At 36.5% G+C, this 20,560-nt stretch carries 13 protein-coding genes and 1 pseudogene; 2 read left to right on the top strand and 12 right to left on the bottom strand.

Annotation, left to right across the window (positions count from 1 at the left end; genetic code table 11):
- Positions 1 to 49: 49 nt before the first annotated feature.
- The 7 genes and pseudogenes from IGJ03_RS07375 to IGJ03_RS07405 all read right to left on the bottom strand — a co-directional run bounded on the left by IGJ03_RS07375 (position 50) and on the right by IGJ03_RS07405 (position 12,478).
- Positions 50 to 5,677 (bottom strand): annotated as a pseudogene (locus IGJ03_RS07375) (TIM-barrel domain-containing protein).
- Between the two features lie 502 nt (positions 5,678 to 6,179).
- Positions 6,180 to 6,575: a hypothetical protein gene (locus IGJ03_RS07380; protein ID WP_202229516.1), complete on the bottom strand. Its 396-nt coding sequence runs from the start codon at positions 6,573 to 6,575 to the stop codon at positions 6,180 to 6,182.
- 47 nt (positions 6,576 to 6,622) lie between these two features.
- Positions 6,623 to 7,639, bottom strand: a complete 1,017-nt coding sequence (adhP, locus tag IGJ03_RS07385) for an alcohol dehydrogenase AdhP (RefSeq protein ID WP_010707468.1) — start codon at positions 7,637 to 7,639, stop codon at positions 6,623 to 6,625.
- Positions 7,640 to 7,847: 208 nt separating this feature from the next.
- The gene (locus IGJ03_RS07390; protein ID WP_016616293.1) at positions 7,848 to 8,828 is read right to left on the bottom strand and encodes a DUF916 and DUF3324 domain-containing protein; all 981 of its coding nucleotides are present in this window, start codon (positions 8,826 to 8,828) and stop codon (positions 7,848 to 7,850) included.
- A gap of 98 nt (positions 8,829 to 8,926) precedes the next feature.
- Positions 8,927 to 9,478, bottom strand: coding sequence for a hypothetical protein (locus IGJ03_RS07395; protein WP_010822930.1), 552 nt, complete (start codon positions 9,476 to 9,478; stop codon positions 8,927 to 8,929).
- On the bottom strand, positions 9,471 to 9,830 hold the full coding sequence (locus tag IGJ03_RS07400; RefSeq protein WP_002401395.1) for a hypothetical protein: 360 nt from the start codon (positions 9,828 to 9,830) through the stop codon (positions 9,471 to 9,473). Before IGJ03_RS07400 ends, IGJ03_RS07395 begins: the two co-directional genes overlap by 8 nt.
- Positions 9,806 to 12,478, bottom strand: coding sequence for a bacterial Ig-like domain-containing protein (locus IGJ03_RS07405; RefSeq protein ID WP_202229514.1), 2,673 nt, complete (start codon positions 12,476 to 12,478; stop codon positions 9,806 to 9,808). Before IGJ03_RS07405 ends, IGJ03_RS07400 begins: the two co-directional genes overlap by 25 nt.
- Before the next feature lie 227 nt (positions 12,479 to 12,705).
- Here IGJ03_RS07405 and IGJ03_RS07410 point away from each other — a divergent pair, with 227 nt between their 5' ends.
- Positions 12,706 to 14,163 carry a helix-turn-helix domain-containing protein gene (locus IGJ03_RS07410; protein ID WP_202229512.1) on the top strand — a complete coding sequence of 486 codons (1,458 nt, stop codon included), beginning with the start codon at positions 12,706 to 12,708 and terminating at the stop codon, positions 14,161 to 14,163.
- Positions 14,164 to 14,271: 108 nt separating this feature from the next.
- Positions 14,272 to 16,194 carry an FUSC family protein gene (locus IGJ03_RS07415; RefSeq protein WP_375804629.1) on the top strand — a complete coding sequence of 641 codons (1,923 nt, stop codon included), beginning with the start codon at positions 14,272 to 14,274 and terminating at the stop codon, positions 16,192 to 16,194.
- Between the two features lie 184 nt (positions 16,195 to 16,378).
- Here the strand turns inward: IGJ03_RS07415 and larE are convergent, their stop codons facing one another.
- From larE to IGJ03_RS07440, 5 genes are all read right to left on the bottom strand, one after another.
- Positions 16,379 to 17,215, bottom strand: a complete 837-nt coding sequence (gene larE / locus IGJ03_RS07420; protein WP_002374609.1) for an ATP-dependent sacrificial sulfur transferase LarE — start codon at positions 17,213 to 17,215, stop codon at positions 16,379 to 16,381.
- A gap of 105 nt (positions 17,216 to 17,320) precedes the next feature.
- The gene (locus IGJ03_RS07425; protein ID WP_033593205.1) at positions 17,321 to 18,034 is read right to left on the bottom strand and encodes an ABC transporter ATP-binding protein; all 714 of its coding nucleotides are present in this window, start codon (positions 18,032 to 18,034) and stop codon (positions 17,321 to 17,323) included.
- A 1-nt stretch (position 18,035) separates the two neighbouring features.
- A complete protein-coding gene (locus tag IGJ03_RS07430; RefSeq protein WP_375804628.1) occupies positions 18,036 to 18,821 on the bottom strand; it encodes an energy-coupling factor transporter transmembrane component T family protein in 786 nt (261 codons plus the stop codon).
- The gene (gene cbiM, locus IGJ03_RS07435; RefSeq protein ID WP_156210016.1) at positions 18,821 to 19,807 is read right to left on the bottom strand and encodes a cobalt transporter CbiM; all 987 of its coding nucleotides are present in this window, start codon (positions 19,805 to 19,807) and stop codon (positions 18,821 to 18,823) included. The genes IGJ03_RS07430 and cbiM overlap by 1 nt, the downstream gene beginning before the upstream one ends.
- A gap of 18 nt (positions 19,808 to 19,825) precedes the next feature.
- Complete coding sequence (locus tag IGJ03_RS07440; protein ID WP_002361998.1) at positions 19,826 to 20,482, bottom strand: Crp/Fnr family transcriptional regulator; 657 nt, start codon at positions 20,480 to 20,482, stop codon at positions 19,826 to 19,828.
- Positions 20,483 to 20,560 lie beyond the last annotated feature (78 nt).

Consider the following 20,560-nt stretch of genomic DNA (forward strand, 5'->3'; position numbering starts at 1 on the left):
CATTTGCACACTGTTTTTGTACAAATGCGCCTTGTAAGTTAATGATACGCTAATTTTGGTCTTTTTTATTTTTGAAGAATAATTTTCCTAAACCAATACTTACTATCAATAGAAAACCACTGATTGACCAGATTGGCGAAACAACTTCATTTGCTTTTGGCAAAGTGCCAGAAGTGCTGGTTTTCGTTGTCGTTCCACCTGTTGCTGTGCCCTTTCCTGTGCTGGTTACGCTACCAGTCCCGCTAACCGTGCCATGATTTCCATTGTTGCCTGTAGAGTTGCTACTGATTGGCTCTTCTGCCATTGCTTCAATGGCTTGTGCTAAAACACTTAAACATTTGTCCACAGCTTCTTGCGTCGCATTTGGGTCCTCAACAAGTGCTTTTGCTTGTTTAATTGCTTCAGCTAAAGCTTCTTGCGATGCTTTTGTAAATTGTTTTCCTGCTTTAGGTTTCAAGGTTTCTGCTTTTTGAAGCAGTTCTTTCAACTTTGTTTTATCCGTTTGAAGGACTTGTTCCTCTAAACTATCCAAAGCAGTTTTTACATTTTTTTCAGCAGTATCAATTTGTTCTTGCCGAGCATTTTTATCAGCTAAAATCCCTTCCGCTTGGTCAATTGCTTCAGTTAAGCGCGCTTTAGACTCGCTGGTAAATTCTTTTCCGGCAGATGGTTTGATTGCTTTTGCTTTGGCTATCATTGCCTCTAAGGCTTTTTTATCTGTAACTAACACTTCTTCTTGTAACCCATCGATGGCACTAGTTAATTCAGCAACCGCTTCCTCAATCATTTTTTGATTAGCTGCTGGGTTTTTCAATGTGTTTTTAGCTGCTGAAAGCGCTTTTTGTAACTCTTGTAACGAGGAGGCAGTAAATTGGTGCCCTTCACTTGGAGTGACTTGCTACGCTCGTTTGACTACTTCTTGTAATTGATCTTTATTTACAAGGGGTACTTCTTTTAATTGAGCCATTGCAGTTTCCAATGCGTTTAGAGCCGCTGAGACTTCTTCTTTTGTCGCCGTTTCTTTCGCTACGATTGCTTCAGCCGCTTGAATTGCTTCTTGCAATTGTTTTTCTGTTTCTTTTGTAAATTGGTATCCTTCTTCCGGCTTTCTTCCTCGGGCTTGAGCGATTTGCTCTTTTAAGGTTTCCTTATCAACGGCGACGGGGTGTTCTTTTAATTGTGCAATTGCTTCACGCAATGTTTTAGTCGCTTGGTCTATTTCTTCTTGGGTAACTTTTTCTTGAGCAAATACTTTTTGAGCTGCTGCTAATGACTCTTCGAGAACTTTTTTAGTTTCTTCGGTGAATTCTTGCCCATCACTTGGTTTTTTCGCCAGCCCCTCTTGAATTGCTTTTTCTAAATCAGCTTTATTCGCTACATCAGGCATTTTTTCCAACTGACTTGCAGCCTTTTCTAGGTTTTCCGCGGCAGCAGAAACGTCTGTCTGTGTGGCTTGTTCATTGGCTAGAACAGCTACTGCCTCATCTAAGATTGGTTTAAAGATTGCCCAAGTTTCAGGCGTATATTCTTTTTCGACACGTGCTTGATTTAGCGTAATTAGCGCTTGTAATAACTCTTTATCTACTAGCTCTGTGGGCTTCACTGTTACAGAAAAATCTGAAAGTGTGGCTTGTTGGAATCCTTGGCCTACTAATAAGCCTTGACTCATATCAAATTGTAATGGCTGCTCAACAGTTGTCGCACGTTTTACGCGAGTTGTTTCTTTTAATTTAACTTTAAAGGTAACTAAGTCCATTGAACCGTTTAACAATTGTTTATTTCCTTGATTACTAAGAACTAAATATAGATTCTCCACATCATTTGAATGTTTCCGATATTTAGAATAATTTTCCATTTGTTTTGTATTATTCGTGGTTGCAGGCTGACCGACAAGTTCAAATTTGCTAGAATCAAAGGACATTTTTGTGCTTAACGCATTAATGTTTTTTAAGTCTTGACCTTTAAGTGTAAAGGTTAATGTATCGCCAGGAAGATAGGTATCCTTGCCATTTTCATTAACCACAGCAAGGGATAAACCGCCCGCAATTTCTTCGACATCAGGTATCTCAATCCCGCCATCTAATTGTCGTAAAACATAACTGATATCATAAGCATCAATTACCCCATTTTTATTTAAATCACCTTTTTCAACATAGCCATTAAAGTCACTGTCCACCGATTCTAAGCCTGTATAGTTTCGATAACTCATTGCATCATTTTCATCAATCGTTCCATCGTTAGTAATGTCTCCATGTAAGATTCCTTCTGTTCCTGGTTGTTTGTAAAAGAGCATCTCACGACCAGAGCCAAAATTACCCACCGATTTTAATACCTTCATTTCAACAAAACGATACGCTTGGTCCTTCGTTTCAATGGTTTTTGTCAAAGCATCTTGCTTCCAGTTAATAGGTTCTGAAAACTCTGTCCAATTAGCTCCATCTTTCGACGTCCGATACTGGAGCTGCAAAATATTTCCGTTGCCGGCATTGTCTCTTGGCAAGTATTCAATTTTATCCATTTGATACTCCGCACCAAGATCAAATTTTAAAGACAAGAAATTTCCATCACTTGGATTAGCGATGCCGGTTGACCAGTTCGTATGCCAACCTGTACTTAAGTCTTTATCTGTTAATTTCTTCAATTCTGCGCCTGGTTGTTCTGGTAAATTACTTGTTGCTTTGACTTGATTAATTGTTTCTTTATAGGGATCATCTTGTGTTTTTCCTTTAATCGGTTCACTCCATTCAGAGACCCCGTTTTTTCCAACAGCTCGAACTCGAAAAGTATGTTCGCTTAGGAAGGAAAATCCATCAAATGTTGCTGTATTCGTTTGAATATTTCCGAAAACAGTCCCGTCACGCTCTACTTCATAGCTTGTTGCCTCAGTTACTTGATCCCATTGAAGAGTCAAAGAAGATGGTGTTGTTTTTTCTTCATTGATTGCGACATTTGCCGGAATAGTTAACTGGTCATCGACCGTTGTATTTCCTCCGTCAACCGTTCCTTTATTAATGAAACCTTTTACAGTTATTTGAACATCTTTGGCGGTCACAGATTGTTTCGCTAGTTTTACTGATAACGCTGATTGGTTCAGTTTTTCTCCTGAAGCTTCAGAAAGATACTGATTCACTTGGAATTCTTTATCAAAATAATATAGATTTGCGCCAGCTAAAAATTCTTCTTTATTAGCTGCTTGTTTCAAGGTTACTTCTGTTCCCCCCACCATTGCTGTTACGCTTTCGGGCGCTTCTGAAGCTAGCAAATCAAGCGTGGTGCTTCGTTCATCAACAAAGCCTTTGTAACTTCCTTTTGTCGGTTCGATAGTAACGGTCAGATCCCCTTTTTCGTTTGATTTAGGGCCTTGACTATTTATTTTAGTCGTAGCTGATTGCCCAGCTTCATAACTAGTTGAAATTCCGTCATCTTCATACATATTAAAAGAAGTGGCACCATTTGGATAAATCAAGAAAGATCGTTGATCCCGTTGGATTTCCTTTGGATTGTTGTTTGGATTTGTCATTGGGATAATACTGCCATCTTTGACGAAAACGGGCACCTTCCACAGCGGTGTTTTTACTCCATTTAAGACACGGCCACCTTGATATTTTTCGCCTGTAAATAAGTCAACCCAGACTTGTTTTTCATCTGGTAAGTAGATTCCATCACGGATTGAATTTCCTGCCTCATCTTGATTGCCATTATAAATTGGGGCAACGAGTAAATTGGGTCCCCACATATATTGGTATTGAGAATCTTTTGTATATGCTGTTCCTTCATTAGGAAATTCTAAAGCCATGGCCCGTACCATTGGTAGTCCATCAACTGATTCCTTGGCAATACTGTAGTTATAAGGCATCATCATTGATTTTAATTTTAGATACGCTCGGTTCAAATCTGTGGCTTCTTGATCAAAAGCAAATGGCGTTTTTGGATTGGAGCCCCAGCCGTCCATATTTAGCTGCACTGGTGTAAAAGTTTTCCATTGGAAATCACGTATGTTGACCTCTTTATTTTTTCCACCAAAAATTCCATCCATATCTGAACCGACATTTGGTTGGCCAGACAACGAAGTCCCGATATATGTTGGAATATGGAAGCGAATATATTCCCATTGACCACCCGTTTGATCGCCTGTCCAGATACCAGCGTGCCGTTGGGTTCCGGCCCACCCATCTAATGAGACAATCATCGGACGAACTGCGCCGTCTGTTTCTTTTACAAAAACATTTGCAGCATCTTCTACACCATTTAAGCCAAAGGAATACCCATACCCGACCCACGCCACGTCAGTTTTGAGAGCTTTAACACCAGCGACACTAACTTCTTTCGCAATATCCCGTTCTCCTTTTTTAGGATTTTTAGGATCCGCTGGATGGAGATTAGATTGAGTCCACAGCCCCACTTCAACACCATTGGCTTGAGCATACTCTGTAAATTCTTTTAAGTTTTGTACATCGCCGTCCAATGAATCTGTTTGGCCATAGCCAGCACCGTAGCCGTCATTTGGCAAGAACCACCCTAACGGCATATCGTTTTTCTTATATCGATCAATAACTGCGCGTGCAGAAAATTGATAATTCTCTTTTTCTCCATTTAAAGATTCTAGCGTGCCATTTAAGTTTCCTAGATCGCCTGGTTGGTATTCTTTGTAAAAATTACCATCTTCAAACTTAACTGCTCCCGCGGTTCCTTCTGCTACTTTCACCCAATAGTCCCGATTATACGCGTTTAAATGCGCTTCATAGAACCCGTATTCTGGCATCAAAGCTGGTTTCCCGGTTAATTCATAGTAATCTTTTAAAATACCTGCTGAGGAATCATTAAAGAAATAAAAAGCATCAAAATCTGTTCCTTCGTGCGTTGTTGTGGTTGTTTGTGGATCATGACTTCCAAAATCATAGTTGCCAGGTTTCCATGTATTTCGAACAACGCCATACCCTGCAGTTGACCAATAAAATGGGTTAGGCGATGCTACTCCGCCATCTACCCAATTGTTCGTATTGACAATCTGGATAGCTGTTCCTTTATGCGTAAATCGACCATTTTGAGTTCCTCCGCCAAAATAATTTTCTTGACTACTTTGTTTTAACGTTTGTGTAGCTTTATCATTTTTAAAGGATAGCGGAGCGGTTTCTTCTAAAATAACTTGATTCTTTTTCTTGTCTAGAACCTTCATTAAAGCGCTTTCTTTTTCGAACATAATTTTTAAACCATTATTTTCTAGAATAAATTGGTTTCCTGAATCTGTGACGTTCGTTTGCTCAAAGGCTTGTGTGCCATAGTCGGCCATTGTTTTAGCCGTAATTTTCGCAACATGCTTTGGATCATTTGGCGTTGGATATTCTTCAAATTTACCAGTTGGATCTAGATGATAGCGAAAAAGATGGTCGTTTAAAATACTAATTTGTGCTTTTTTGCCAGAAGCATACGTAATGACAAAGTTTTTCTCCGCTTTTTCAATCGACACAATTGCTCCGACTGACGTTGCTGAATCAGCTACGTCTTCTTTTGCTGTTTGCTCTTGCGCATCAACCACTTGAGAATCCATCGTAACAAACGAATGGAACGCCAATACAGACGAACTCACTAATAAAAATGTCAACCAGTGCTTTTTACCGTAAATTTTTTTACCCTGATACTCTTTGTTCATTTTTTCCTCCTTAAAATTGCTCCCCATAGAATAGTTCCGACACAATTACTCACAAAATCCAAAACCCAACAAAGTTTTATCCAGATGAAAAGTCATAACGATTTTCTTAGTTTACTGAGACTGTTAGAAAGTCAGTTTCAGTAACCCCTTCATAAACACATCCTTTCAATAAATTATTAAATGAAAACAATCCATTTTCATCTTATATAAAAATTTTAGTACAGAATCACAATTTTCTGATGAATGCGTTTTCATTTATTAACTACCAATTTTTCACTTTTTTAATAACATAATTATCGTATGATGGTTTTTTTGTGTTTGTCAACGGTTAATTATAGCAGCCACCATTAACAAGTATTAACCCTTGATAAACCTGTTAATTCACTTATAATGATGATTTTATTGCGAAAATATCCACATCAGAAAAAGAAAGACTTTTTCAAAAATCTAATACCTGTTACTCAAATTTAGTCTATTTAAAAATAATCAACACCCTCCTGCTCAGCAAGAGGGTGTTTAATAATTGTTTTTAGTGATTGATTTGACTTGCTGGTGTGAAAAGCAAACTAATGATGATGCCAACTATCAGTACCGCTAGCAATATAAAAATTAACTTTCCAAACCGGTGATAGGGATTGATCGAAAGCCCAATCCCATAAACTTTCGGAACCCACAAAGGAGGCGTTGGATTATCTTTTTGATCTTTATAGGCTATCTTTAAAATCTGCCACGCAAAATACAACAATGGTAAAACCAAAATTACCCCAACTATACCTAGCCATTTTGCTAATAAATCACTGGTATGCAAAAGAATGATTGTCAGAATTGGTACAAACAAAAGAATAAAGCTAATTGTGGCTCCCACTTGTGCTTGTTTAAGCAGTCGTCTCTCACGGAGAGTAAGATTCGCAAACATTCCATCCATCCTTTCATGGTTTTCAGATTAAATCAACGAATCACTAAAAAACTAAATTAACTGCGAAAATCAATGACCATGCGCCCGCGAATTTTTCCTTGTTCCATTTCTTCAAAAATAGCATTAATTTCTTCTGGTTGGCGTGTTTGACAAACAGGAACAACTTTTCCTTCTGCACCGAATTGGAAAGCTTCGCTTAAATCTTGACGGGTTCCAACTAACGATCCGACTACGTGAATGCCATCAAGAACAAGACGTGGAATAGATAAATCCATTGTCTCAACAGGCAATCCAACAGCGACAACCGTTCCTCCCGCACGGACTGCATCGACTGCGCCATTAAATGCTGATTTAGCTACCGCAGTGACTACTGCTGCATGGACACCACCAATTTCTTTTTGAAGTTGTGCAGCAAAATCAGGATCTTTAACTGGATTAATTAAAAGATCAGCACCCATTTCTTTCGCAAAAGCTAACTGATCATCATTCACATCAACAGCTACTACTTTTGCATTAAAGACATGCTTGGCATATTGTAAAGCTAGATTACCTAGCCCACCTAATCCTGAAATCATTAGCCATTGACCTGGACGAATCCCAGATTCTTTTATCGCTTTGTAGGTTGTTACCCCTGCACAAGTAATAGAGGAAGCTGGCTCTGATGCTAAATTTTCTGGCACTTTCACTGCATAACCGTCTGTGACGATGCATTCTTCGGCCATGGCACCATCAACTGTATATCCAGCATTTTTTACTGAACGACAAAGCGTTTCTCGACCAGAAGTACAATATTCGCAATGCCCGCAGCCTTCATAAAACCATGCAACAGATGCACGATCACCAATTTTTAAACTAGTAACGTCTTTTCCAACCTCCGTCACAATCCCAATTCCTTCGTGACCTAAGGTACAACCGCTAACATCGCCAAAATCTGCATTCTTAACGTGTAAATCCGTATGACAGACACCACAGACTTCCATTTTCAACCGCGCTTCATTATCTTTCAATGGACGCGATTCTTTTTCAACAATTTTTGTTGTTTTTCCTTTTGCTGCGACAATTGCTTTATACATGGTTCTTTCCTCCTTGTCTCTATTGTGAATCATTGAACAATAATAGTATAATACTACTTTCCAAAATAAGGAACACCAATGACTTGCGTAAATTAACGTTAATTTGACAATTTATCCTTGCTAGACAGCTATTCTTCCCTTATGTCATAGATAATTCATACTGGCATGATTTTTTCTGCATAATTGTCAACTATTTTAAAGGCAGGTTTTACAACCTCATTTTTCCCTTCTTTTTTCCCAAGATATAGCAGACGGTACCTAAAATAACTAGAATTAAAAAGGCCATGAGGTACTTAAGCCAGTGAAGGTTTTTGACTTTATGATCAACAGAACGCTTATTATACTGATCAGCTTGCTTTTTGTTTATCGTGAAATCTTTTGAGAACGTCCAGCTCCCCTCATGGTTTTTCAACTTAATGGTATAGGTATAGTCTCCAGGTTTAAACGAATCTTTCAGTAAAATAGGTAGGTCAAACCTTGTGTTTGGTGCAAAACTAAGATTATTTTTCTTTTCGTGAATGATCGTTTTGTTTGTTCCTTTTTCTTTAACAAAAAAATCTCCTTCGACTTTTGACAATAACTTCCGCTGTGGATTTTTAATTTCCATCGAAACAGTATTGTGGCGGTTAATTTGCCCAATTTTAACAGAACCACTTTCCAATTTTGCAGGTATGGTCTCTGCTGTTTCATTCACCCGAATAGCAATCGTATGCATATAAACATTTTGAATCCCACCCTTGCTTTGGTCCCCAGCTATCTCTACAGGTCGAATCGTCACTCCACCTAATAAAATTCCTGAGAATAACTTTTCTGGCATCGTTATTTGAAAATCAATCGTTTGTGATTGTTTACCAGGAACACTAATGTCCTTCCTATTGGGACTAATCAAATCACTAAGTACCAAACTCATCGATGGATCTTTTTCAAAGCTACTTTTTGTATAGTCAACTATCCCATTACTATTTGTTGTTGCTGTATTTACCTGAACTTTAAATTTTTGAGGGTTCGGCGTAGTATTGGTTATCGTTAATTTGAATGTATCTTTTTGTTTCGGAGTTAATGTCATATCAAAAAAATTACTGGTTTTGTTATTTTGAGTTGCTCCGAAAACGGGTGTGACTGTATACGCATTCGCATTGTCAATTGTTGCTGAACTATTGGTATTAGACGGCTCTGCCCAGGCACGCATCGCTCCACCTAAACAGAGAATAGTCAATATAAAAAGTATCTTTAAAATTCTTTTCAATTTATCTGCCTCGTTTTCTTACATCGTTTTATGTTAAATTCTTAGGCGGGTGCTCCATCGATGGCATTCCAGACGATGGTCCCAGAGTAGGTATTTGCAGCAATACTTTTAGGTATATTTAACGTTGCATTTAAATCGGCTGTCGTGACAGTGTCTGATAAACGGATATCACTTTTATCTAGCGAAATAATGGTTGAAGCATCTGTGGTTAAATCAACGCCCGTAAAGGTACCTTTTTCAGAAGATCCGTCAGGTTTTTTAGTGTCTAAATGAAGTGTCATTCCGTCTAAGCCAGTGACACCTTTTCCTTTATCTTCTAAATTCGCTGTCAGATACCAACCTGTATTCGTTGTCCCACGATTATCATTAATTATAAGTTGCGACTTGCTTTGATCTGGTTGCGTATGATCTTGGCCGTCTTTTGTCACCGTCCCAAAGTTAATTTGTGCTAATGGTGTAATGGTTAATCCGCCACCTAAAACCGACACATTCGCTGTGGTATTGGTATTATCAGCCGCATTCACAGTTTGTTGTCCAATTAAAAAGATCCCTGTTCCTAAAGTGATAGTTAAACCAATTATTTTTTTATTCATTATTTTTCCTCTTTTCTTTATAAAGTCCGACGATTAATGTACTTCCGAGTACCACGATTCCTAAAAGCGTCTCTTGAGACGTAATCTCGTTTGTTTTTGGTAAAAAATTAGGTTGTCCTCGTGAAGTTGGCATATCGTTAGTCTGCGGTATAAGCTCATTGGGATGCGGAACAATATCCTCACTCTCTTTCACTATTACCATGACTTTTGTGCCAGCTTGTGCGTCAGTTGTCTTGTCTTCAGCTTGTGCTTGAATTGGCAAACCGAGAATAAAGGCAACAAACAATAAATCATAGATAAACCATTTCACAGCTATTCCCTCTTCCCTTACGGTGTTGCTTCTAAGTTCCAAATTAACTGAGCTTCATATTTATCAGCAGGTGTGACTTTTGAAATAGTTAATGTGGGCAATAATTGTAATTTCGTCAAAACTTTTTTATTTTTGATAGATTGGTTACTTACATCAGCTACTAATTGTTGCTCATCGTTAACCATAATATTTTGCTCAGTTGTTACATAATCGACTGACTTTGGATTTAGCGTGAGATCAAGCCCTGCGTCTTTCCACGCTTGTGTTTTCTGATCATTTAAATTATAGGCTACTTCAAGCTGCCAGCCAGTTGTCCGATTAGGATCCCCCGTATCTTCAATGTTCATCTCACAACTTTTTAATGTCTGTGTTTGATCTTGGCCATTAAATTTTACGTTCTCAAAAGGCATTAGTTGTTCAGATAAGTGATAAAAGTCTAGACGATTAGAGTAATAGTAGGTCCAATCAACAGTAATACTTTTACTAAAACCTACTATTTTAGAGATATCATAAGTAATTTTATAGACGCCCGCTACTTCATCGTTTACCTGATCAGGCGTATAGCGAATCGTTATCTTGCTATAAGGAATGGACCGCCCATCATTATCTGTTGCACTATCAAAAAGACGTTTTGGATCGAAGGGCGTCCCCACAGAAAAGCTGTCGTTATGTGCACCAATATGAGCTGAAGAGGGAATGACTTCTAGTGCAGTCTGCGCCTCTAATCCTAGGTAGTTATAATCAATTTCATATTTACCAACCACTTTTGTATCCACCGCATCTACTGGGACCTTTTGCTCTCCGTCCAGTTTATATATGGTGACACTTACGCCTCGAAAATCACCTTTTTTACCATCTGGTGTTTGTAAGCTAGTCACTTCACTTTCTGGTTGCCATTGAGTATATTGATAAATCGTATCTTGAGATTTAACTTTAATTTGCGCTTGATCAATGTGCACAGCTAAACTTTTCTCATTTGAGTAGCTTTTAGATGTATCATCAACATCAAGAATTCTAAATGTTAATGTGTAATCTCCTGAAGTTGGTAAAGCATCTGCTAAACAGTTAAAACTAACGCAATCATCTGTGACTGGTAAATTTTTTAAATCTTGCTCCCCAATTTTATGAAAATCAGTTTGGGCAGCACCTGAAATTTTTTCTTCAATCTGAACTTTTCTAGTTGTCGGAGCCTTAACGGTTAGTTCTACTGGTATCTTTTGTTGCGGGTGAAATGTTGTTTGACCTTTAACAAAAGCTGCCCTTTCTAAACTTGGCACTTGGTATGGATCTATTGTGACGCGCATATATGTTTTATCTGTGGGCTCTGAAGAATCCGTTCCTGGCGGATTGACTAACGGCAGCCCACAACCGTCTTTGCCACTAAACAAATAAGTTGTTAACCCGTTTTGCTGTTGTGAAGAGACATTCACATTGGCCTTAGGATCAACTGTGTGAGTATGAAAATTAACTACGCGCGCAAACCGTTGAGCAACATACCCATCTGTCCAATTAAGCGGATTGTCTTGTCTTTGGTTCATCGTAAACTTTGGTGATAAAAACTCCCCTGGTAACATCGTTGTGCTTTCAGGTATTTCAGGATATTTAGAGGCATCTTGGGTATTGTAATTGGATAATGGATTGTCTTTATCACCGCTGTCCCATGGCGAGATATAAGAAGACCAAGTAGCCACTTTCCCGGTGATTCCAGTAATAATTTGATGATTCAAATTATTTGGATCTTGCTTTGCTGCTGCCGCTAAACTTGTCGCACGTAACCACATGTCTGCACTAGCCGTTACCATATTATGATTAACTGTATTCGTTGTATCTGAAAATCTACCCAATTCATACGTCCGGCCAAAAAAATCTGCCGATAACAAAAATTGATCACTCTCATTACCATCCGACAAAACATTTGATACAGGTAAGCGATGTTTCGTTAAACTTTTATTGAGGGAATAATCCTTCGAATCGCCATCTTTCATCAAAGTTGCCACATCTAAATCAAAATGAAGCTCAAATGTTATTTTAGTTTTATCAGGTTCATTACTCCAAATGTCATAAATTTTCCCAAGAGACAAATCAATAGAATCTCCACGTTCACAAAACATCACCTGATGCTCAGTATCAACCCCACTATAGTCTTGTTCGGGATCACCCCACCCTGGTGAACCATCTTCTGAAAAACCGTTAAACGTCCGCATTCCTTTTGTGTTGATGATTGATATTCGTGTATTTTTTTGTCCACTAATTGAATAAAAATTTTCTGGATTATCCGCATAAGCCTTGTCATAAGCCGCTTTAAAATTATCTGCACTTATATTTTCTGGTAAATGAAACATCAGACCATATTGCATCCCATCGGTATCGAAAGCAAGAGCAGTAATTTTTTGTGTATGAGAAGTGTCCACTGTTCCGGATAATTTTACGTGTAATTTTCCTCCAAATGATCCATCAGGACCACCACCATCGTCATGGCTTATCTCCATTCCATAAGGTAAATCAGTTCTCAAATCAATGGCTATCCCTCCCGCTTGATAGAGTGAAGCTGCCTCACATTCTTGAAAATGCACGCTCAAAAAACAAGAAATCGTTACCAATAGTAGACAAGAGTAAAAGAAATAAGCAATGCTTTTTTTTCTTTTGCAGGTTGGCATTTTAATTTTTAATTGTTCGTTGATTTTTTTCATTGCTTACTCACCTTGACCTTTTTTGGAATTAGAAACTAAATAATAATTATTCTAACTACTGCTAGCTTATCAACATTGAAATTGCTTTGCCACACACAATTAATGTATAAGGCTGTACATTAATTGTGATGGCCGCTTCTTATTGCGCTTGTGTTAACATATCAATACAAAAATTTAAAGAAAGTAGACTACAATGAACCTAAATTTTACTTTTGGAGGTCCATAACATGTTTCCATCCTACCTAACGAATGAGCTAGAAATTTTATTTTATATAGTGAAGCGAGCTCATACGTCATTAAATGAAATTTCTTCCAATTTAAAAATTTCAAAAAGAACGGTCAAGGAAAATCTGATAAAAATAAATCAAGAATTCGAGGATACTTATCAAATCCAACATTTTATTGTCTCTAACAATAATGGCATTGTTTGTGTAAATCCAGCGTACCGAAAAAGCGCGGTCGAATACGCCTACACGTTAAAACTCAATCTTTTAAAAAACAATGTACAATTTAATTATTGCGTACAATTAGTCACACATTCTTCCATTGATAAAAACGAATTAATTAAAGTTTTATATATTTCTGAACATTATCTGGTAAAAATCACGAAACAACTGAATAACTTTTTTAAAATTTTTGATATAGTAATCGTTAGTATTAAGGGTATTTATCAATTAACTGGCAATGAATTATCGATTCGAGTGTTTTCTTTCATTTTCCTACAAGATTCCTTTCAAGAATTGGTTTGGCCTTTCTCTAAAATAAGTCTTGAAGAAATAAAAAAAAGTCTACCCGATGAACTTCTTGAACGATCCTATAAAAATGTCCGAATGAAGAAAAGAGCGTTTTATATTTTATATGCGATATTTAAAACTAGAACAAGTGCACAAAACTTCTTAAAGATGCCGCACTCTAAAAACCTGCATTCTTTTTTTATTCTGATCAATCAATACAGTCATGTGACTTTATTTTTTCTTGAACACTCCTTCGCTGACATTCAATGCGAAACAAGAAAAACTGAAATTTTATACTTTAATTTTTTATCTCGCATTTTTATTCCTTATATCTTTTCGGAAAAGCAAACGAAACAAATAGAAAAATTATTTATAGAATCTAACCATCCTTATTGTGTCTTATCAAAAAAATTGTTTAAGCAAGTAGCCTACTTACTGACAAATCAGCATGATTATCAATACGTTTACTATCTTTCTATTTTTAATGCTTGGTACTTTTTAACGGAGGGCAATTATTATACTTTTTTAACACTTTATTTACCGCAGCCAGAAATTTGTACTCCGTCAGATGTGGCATACTTTAATCGAATAAAAGGAACGGTGGCAAAATTAGTTCACCAAGAAACGCATTTAGAGTTACTCAGTCAACTGCTTTACACATTGTCTGTGTCCGAAAAAAAAGTACAAGTGAGAATCTATTTACAAATTATCAAAGATTTTTATGCAAGTTATTTTATTAAAACACGGTTATCCTCCTTATATAATACAAACGCAATCTCTATTACCGAAGACTTCACAAATGCGGATATCATCATCACAGATTCCTTCGAAAAAGCTACTTCTAATCAAGATATTTTCTACTTAGATTCCATTGAAAATGAAGAAAGTTGGCATGAGCTTACAGAATTTATTCAACAAAAATATATGGCTAAACTTAATGTTGGCTTATAATTGTGAGTTTTCTTAAAAAGAGCAAATTTGAAAAAAAAATTTAGAGGTGTATACTAGCAGAGGAATAATTTTTTAGCTTTTAATAAATTTTTAAAGAAGGAATGTTTTGTGAAATTATCTATCAAAAAATTTTTTGAGGTCTTCTTAGAATCGTCTTGGGCGTATAGTCGCCCTATACTAACTTTTGATACAAGACAGAACTGGTTTGCCCTTGTTCTTAGTATCATTATTGCAAATGCTGTTGGTGCTGTTCTAACAATAGTCTTTCCTTTCGCTTTTGTTTTAGTAAATGTTGGTAGCTTTTTGGGCACTGTAATTTGTGTCTTACCACGACATGGCTCTCCACAAAGAAGTGCCATAAATGGTATTTTAATGATTTTTATTGGTGCCAGTCTGGGGATACTTTTACAGTCGTCAAGTATATTCATTATTTTATTATTCGTCCTTGGTTTGTATTTTTCAGGGATTGTGAGAAACTTTAGTATTGGTCTGTATATCCGATGTCTCTTTGGGACCATTGCTTTACTAGCTGGTGCGCAATTAAAAGGCAATCTGTCTATTGGTCAAACTTTTGAAGGTCTGGGTGCAATAATTTTAGGTATGTCCATCCTTTGTTTGTTCTATTGTCTTTATTCTAAGCCGCAAAATAATGAAGCACGAAAATTAGTAGCCGATTTATATAAACAATTATATTTATTAGCACAAGGAAAACCTGCAAGCTATGTCCATTTCAGAATAAAAGTACGCGAATCTGTTGAAACGATGCCATGGGTCAATCATCAAAAAACACCATGGATTTATCCCTTGGTTTCACAAGCAGATGCAATTGCAGGCTCGTTAGATTCAACCAATGCAGCTGAAAATCTTCCTGCTTTAAAAGCAATTCAACTCTTTTTAAAAGGAGAACAATTAACCCTACCTCTTCAAGAATTTGCTTCAGCAAACACCGAAATAAAATCAGCAATCCTTCTGATACAAAACGAACAATCCTTTAAAAAAATCTCATTTAAATCTTTCTTACCCACAAAAGAAGGACTTGCAGAAGCCAAAGAGATCCTTCATTCTTACAAAGGCAGCTCTGCTAGATTCGCAATTCGTTTAGCTTTAACAGGTTTAGTGTGTCATTTTTGTTCGCTTATTCTTAATTACATGTACCCTTTGCCTTTAGCTAATCACGAATTCTGGGTAGTTATTTCTGGTTGTTTAATGGTTATGCCAGGTTATCATGGTACACTCGGTAAAATCACTTCAAGAACTATTGGTTCTATTTTAGGTGGTTGTTTAGGCATTTTTTTGTCTCAATTAATTGCTAACTTAACAAACCTAAATCCTTTATGGCCAATGCTATTGTCTTGTTTGCTAGTTATATTGTATGAAACCGTCCGTAAATTAAGTCAAGCATTTCTAATGCTAAGTGTGACCACTTGGTTAACTTTCACATTAGGTGGTAGTTCTGCAGGCTATACAAGAGTTTTTGATGTAATTATTGGTGCGCTGATTGCTTTTGTTATGTTTTTTATTTTCCCAACATGGCATAGTCAAGTATTACGTAAAAATATCAATAGTTGGTCAAAAACGATCAGCTCTATTTTGCTAGCGTTAATCAATGAAGAGACCACGTTACCAAGTGATGCTTGGGTACTAGCTTATCGAGTACAACGTAGAGTAAACTATTCTATTCAAGAAATTGTTCTTGAATCTCCTATTTATAGTAACGATGCCTCTGCTGAAAGCTTAATGCAACAAAAACAACTAAATGATCAACTGTTGGAAATGCAAACTGCTATGGAAGAGCTTCTTTTAGAACTTATGAAAACACAACACTACTTAAAAAAATTAGCACCAGTTAGGCCGGACACACTAAACACTGAGTTACTTAACTATTCACAGCAAATACTTTCACTCACGAATCCCAAAAATAATCGACTAATCAACCAGTCCAAACAATCCATTTATTTTCCTCAAATTGAACAATCACTGGTAATCTTAAAAAATTCTACAGCTAATTTCTTTTTAGCAAATATCAAATGATTAAATAGACAAAAAGCCTAGGAAAAATCCAAAGGGAATTTTTCCTAGGCTTAAAAGTTGATAAACTACTGGCAGAGTAATCAATGAAAACAACCGACCTAATCGAGCAGAAAACTTGGTTTTTGTAACGGAATACCCCTGTCCTGACTCCGTTACACCGACTCAATTTTATAAACTTATCTGTCTAACATTCACAAAAAACTTTTTTTTCAGTTTCAGTAAGAATATCATTCATTCGGCCAGATTTAAATCCTTCTAAGTCAAAAGTTACATAATTAAATCCTTGTTTTTTAAGATAATCTGCAATTTTTTCTCTGTTTTCTAATAACAGAGAAAGTTTGTCTTCTGGAATTTCAATCCGTGCTAAATCATGATGTGCTCTGACACGGACAATTGGAAAACCTATTTCCCGTAAATATTTTTCACTAGCAAATACTTGATCAATAGCTGAGCGTGTTAACTTAATGCCATAAGGAATTCTTGAAGCAATGCTACATGAGGCAACTTTACTCCAATTGGAAATACCTGCGTCTTTAGCAAGTTGACGTATTTCAATTTTATATAATTTAGCTTGTTGTAGCGGACTGATGACCCCTTCTTGATCTCTTGCTCTTAATCCAGGACGAAAGTCAGTATTATCATCCATAATCATCCCATCGGCCAGAACATCAAATCCCTCTTTCTGAATAGCCGAACGAATAGTTTTATATAATAATTTTTTACTGTAGAACCAGCTATTAGGGTTATTTGCAACAATTCTATCATCCGCTAATTCGCTCATTTCAAGGCCTAACACATTTGCTCCCAACCCATTAGCTAAATCAACCGCTTTATCAAACTCATCATCAGAAAATAATTCTGAATTTACAACAACCGCAAGTACATTTTCAGCACCTAAAGTGTCCAAAGCTTTTTTTAGCAAGTAAGAGCTATCAATTCCACCTGAATATGCAACAGCCAACTTATCCATTTTTTGTAATTCGCGAACTAAATTTTGTTCTTTCGTTTTCATGACAGACATTTAAACCATCTCCTATTGATTTTCTTTTACATAATTAATTATAGACATCTCCACATTAGAAAAAATCACGATTCATAGTATCAATTATTGTCAATATTTGTACACTTAATACCGTTTTAAATGTTGTAACAAGTTAGCATTGGCTTCTATCTCTTCCTTTGAGTACCTTGTAACAGCCGAATCAAACAATAAAATGGAATCAGCTTCCTCGCAAATACTCAAATAGTCATGGGTGGAAAGGATAATTGTTTTACCAAGTTGATGCAGATTTTTTATTATCTTTTTAAATAATTTTTCCGATTCTTTTGTCAACCCAGTAAACGGCTCATCTAATAAATACACGTCTGGATTCATTACTAACAGACTAGCAAAAGCCACTTTTTTCTTTTCTCCTCCCGATAATTGATAAGGCACTTGATTGCTTAAATGGGTAATTTTTAATAAATTCAAACAATCATTAATTCTTTTTGCTGTTTCATGCTCGGATAGTTGGAGCTGTCTAGGGCCAAATGCCAATTCGTCATAAACTGTTGCATTAAATAATTGTGTGTCCGTCTCTTGAAATAATATACCCAAATGAGCATAATACTTCTTTTTATGAATAGGGTCTTTTTTCCAGGCCGTTAATGATTGTTCCATAAAATAAATCGTTCCCTCGGAAGGTTTTAAAAAACCTGCGAGCAAATTTAAAAAAGTGGATTTTCCACTGCCGTTATCTCCCATCAAAACCAGATATTCTCCTCTGGCTATTTCCAAATTACAAGGCGAAAAAACAGGCTTCGTTTGATAGCGATAAACCAAATGATTTACTCGATACATATTAGTTCCTCCCTAAATAAAGCAACCCCCCGAAAAATAAAAGATAGGCAATACTAACCAAAAAATCTTTCGTTTTTAATGGTTGCTTTACTCGATAATATTGACCAGTATATCCTCTTGCTTCCATCACCATGTCCAACTTTTTCCCATACGTAAAAGATTTTAAAGAAATAAGACTGATTAAATTACTACCCGTACTCAACTGGATATTCCCACCAACTGCTCTAGCTTCTACAGCGGCAAGCAGTTGGATTAAGAGATTTCCAAAGAAAAAGATATATTTAATCGTAATATCTAATTGTAAAAGTATTATATTCGGAAAATGAAAGATTTTTAATGCTGCTATAAATTGATTCATGTTGGTTGTTTCCATATATTGACTAATCGCTATGGCTAAAAAAAACAAATGAACAATAAATAATAAACTAAATTGACCTAAAAAAAAGATCGGTAAATAGATAATCAGCGGCATCAAAATGAGGATACTAGCTTTTTTGACAATGTTTCGTAGAATAGTTGGTTTTTCAACTAAAAGTAACATGCCTAGGTAGATGCCTACGAGCCACAAAACAAGAACTTTTTGTGCTGTGCTGATTAAAACAATTAGTAAAAAAGTACTGATCAGTTGAATTGCTGGGTGTATATCACTGAGAATAGTCTTATTGCGTTTCCCACTCACCTGAAATTTATTTAATAAAAAAAGGATTCCTTTTCGATTTTTAAGCATAAAGGTTTCTTTTTTATTAGGTTCAAGGGACGTGGAAGATTCTTTCATCCATTCAGGCATCAACTTTGCCTTCTTCCATTAAATAAACGAAAAATGAGTAAAAAAACGATTATGGCTGTTACGCCACTTAAAATATATCCAAGTGCTAATGGCAGTCCTGGAATAAAGTAATCACTGAAAAGTGCATGAAATGAAAAACCATTCACCATACCTTTTGGTTGTACTGCAGGTAAATGATTCTGTTTTAAATTCTTGACTAATTCAGATAAATCCCATTCACCCCAAGCAGTGGCATGATCAATCAAACCTAATGGACATAAAATTACCATAACCAATAACAGTCTCTTTAATCGCAACAACGGAGTCCTTTTCTTCTTTTCTTCGATAAAAATTGCATCTTTTGACACACTTTTTACAAAATTATAGACACACACGGTGAAGATACCTTCAACAATTCCTATTACTAACAGATGGACACTCATCATTGCTGGTATAGTTATAGAAAGACCATATGGGTTATAAAGTGGCGTACCATTCGCTTCATGGAATAGTAAGGGTTGGATACCTAATAATACAGAAGTAGAAAATGCCGCCACATTTACACCAAGATACCCAGCTAAGAAAAGACCCATTGTTTCAAATTTTTTTACACGCGTAACTAGCTTATAAACTCCATATCCCACGAATGGCATCACAAACGCCATAGAAAAGGCGTTTGCACCAAAAGCTAATATACCACCATCACCAAATAAACAAGCCTGTAATAGTAAAGCCACCGAAACAGACAGCGCCGCGGCCCAAGGTCCCATCAATAATGCGATGAGAACAGCCCCAACAGCGTGCGCAGTTGTTCCACCAGGTACTGGCAAATTAAACATCATTATTAAAAATGACAAGGAGGAGGAAATCCCTAACATGGTCCCTGTATCTTTTTTTAATTTAATTTGAACGTCAACTTTTTTTACAGCGCGGTACCAGACAGGTACCATAATCGCGCCCATCACTGCGCAAGTTTGTGGGCTTAAATAATTTTCTGGAATATGCATGTTCGTCAGACTCCTATCTTATCGATCAATATAATCAGCTAAATAACTTTGATCGTAAATCACAATTTTTTGTTTTTTGATATCGATGACTTTTTCCTCTTTTAAATCATGGATAATTCGGTTTACGCTATTTCTCGTTGAAATCCCGCAAAACCCCGCAATATCCTCATTAGTTACTTGAAAATCAATTAATATTCCTTCCTCTGTCTGTACACCAAACAAATCAATTAATTGGTAAATAAAAGTACAAACAGCCCCTTTCTTACCATTCATTGTCATATTCTGTAAGGAACTAATACTCTCCGATAATTTTGCTCGGTAGTAATCCCGTACATAATCTTGAAGAACAGCATCTTCTCTAACATATTCCCAAAATACAGTCCTTGGTATCCGATAAAAGCTAGCCTCTTCCGACTCAATGCGGATATTAAAAGGAGCAGATGTATAATTTGATACTTCATCACGTAACAATGAAATAATGTCAGGAGACACAATATACGACAGATTAAATTCTCGTCCATCCTTTAAAATAATACTCGTCTTAACGACCCCTTTCTTTAATACATAGGTGTACGCTTCCTCCAATCCATGATAAGCGAGATAAGTATGGCGTTTTTTTTTGATAATCGGCGTCTTCTTTCTATCTAAGAAAGCTGTAAGATAATCTGACTCCATAATTGTCACTCCTTTGACTAAGTTTCTGTTTGATTCGTTAACTATTATAAACACTCTCACCAACCTTTTGTTAGCAAA

The sequence above is a fragment of the Enterococcus sp. DIV1315a genome (assembly GCF_051712325.1).
Classification (GTDB): domain Bacteria; phylum Bacillota; class Bacilli; order Lactobacillales; family Enterococcaceae; genus Enterococcus; species Enterococcus faecalis.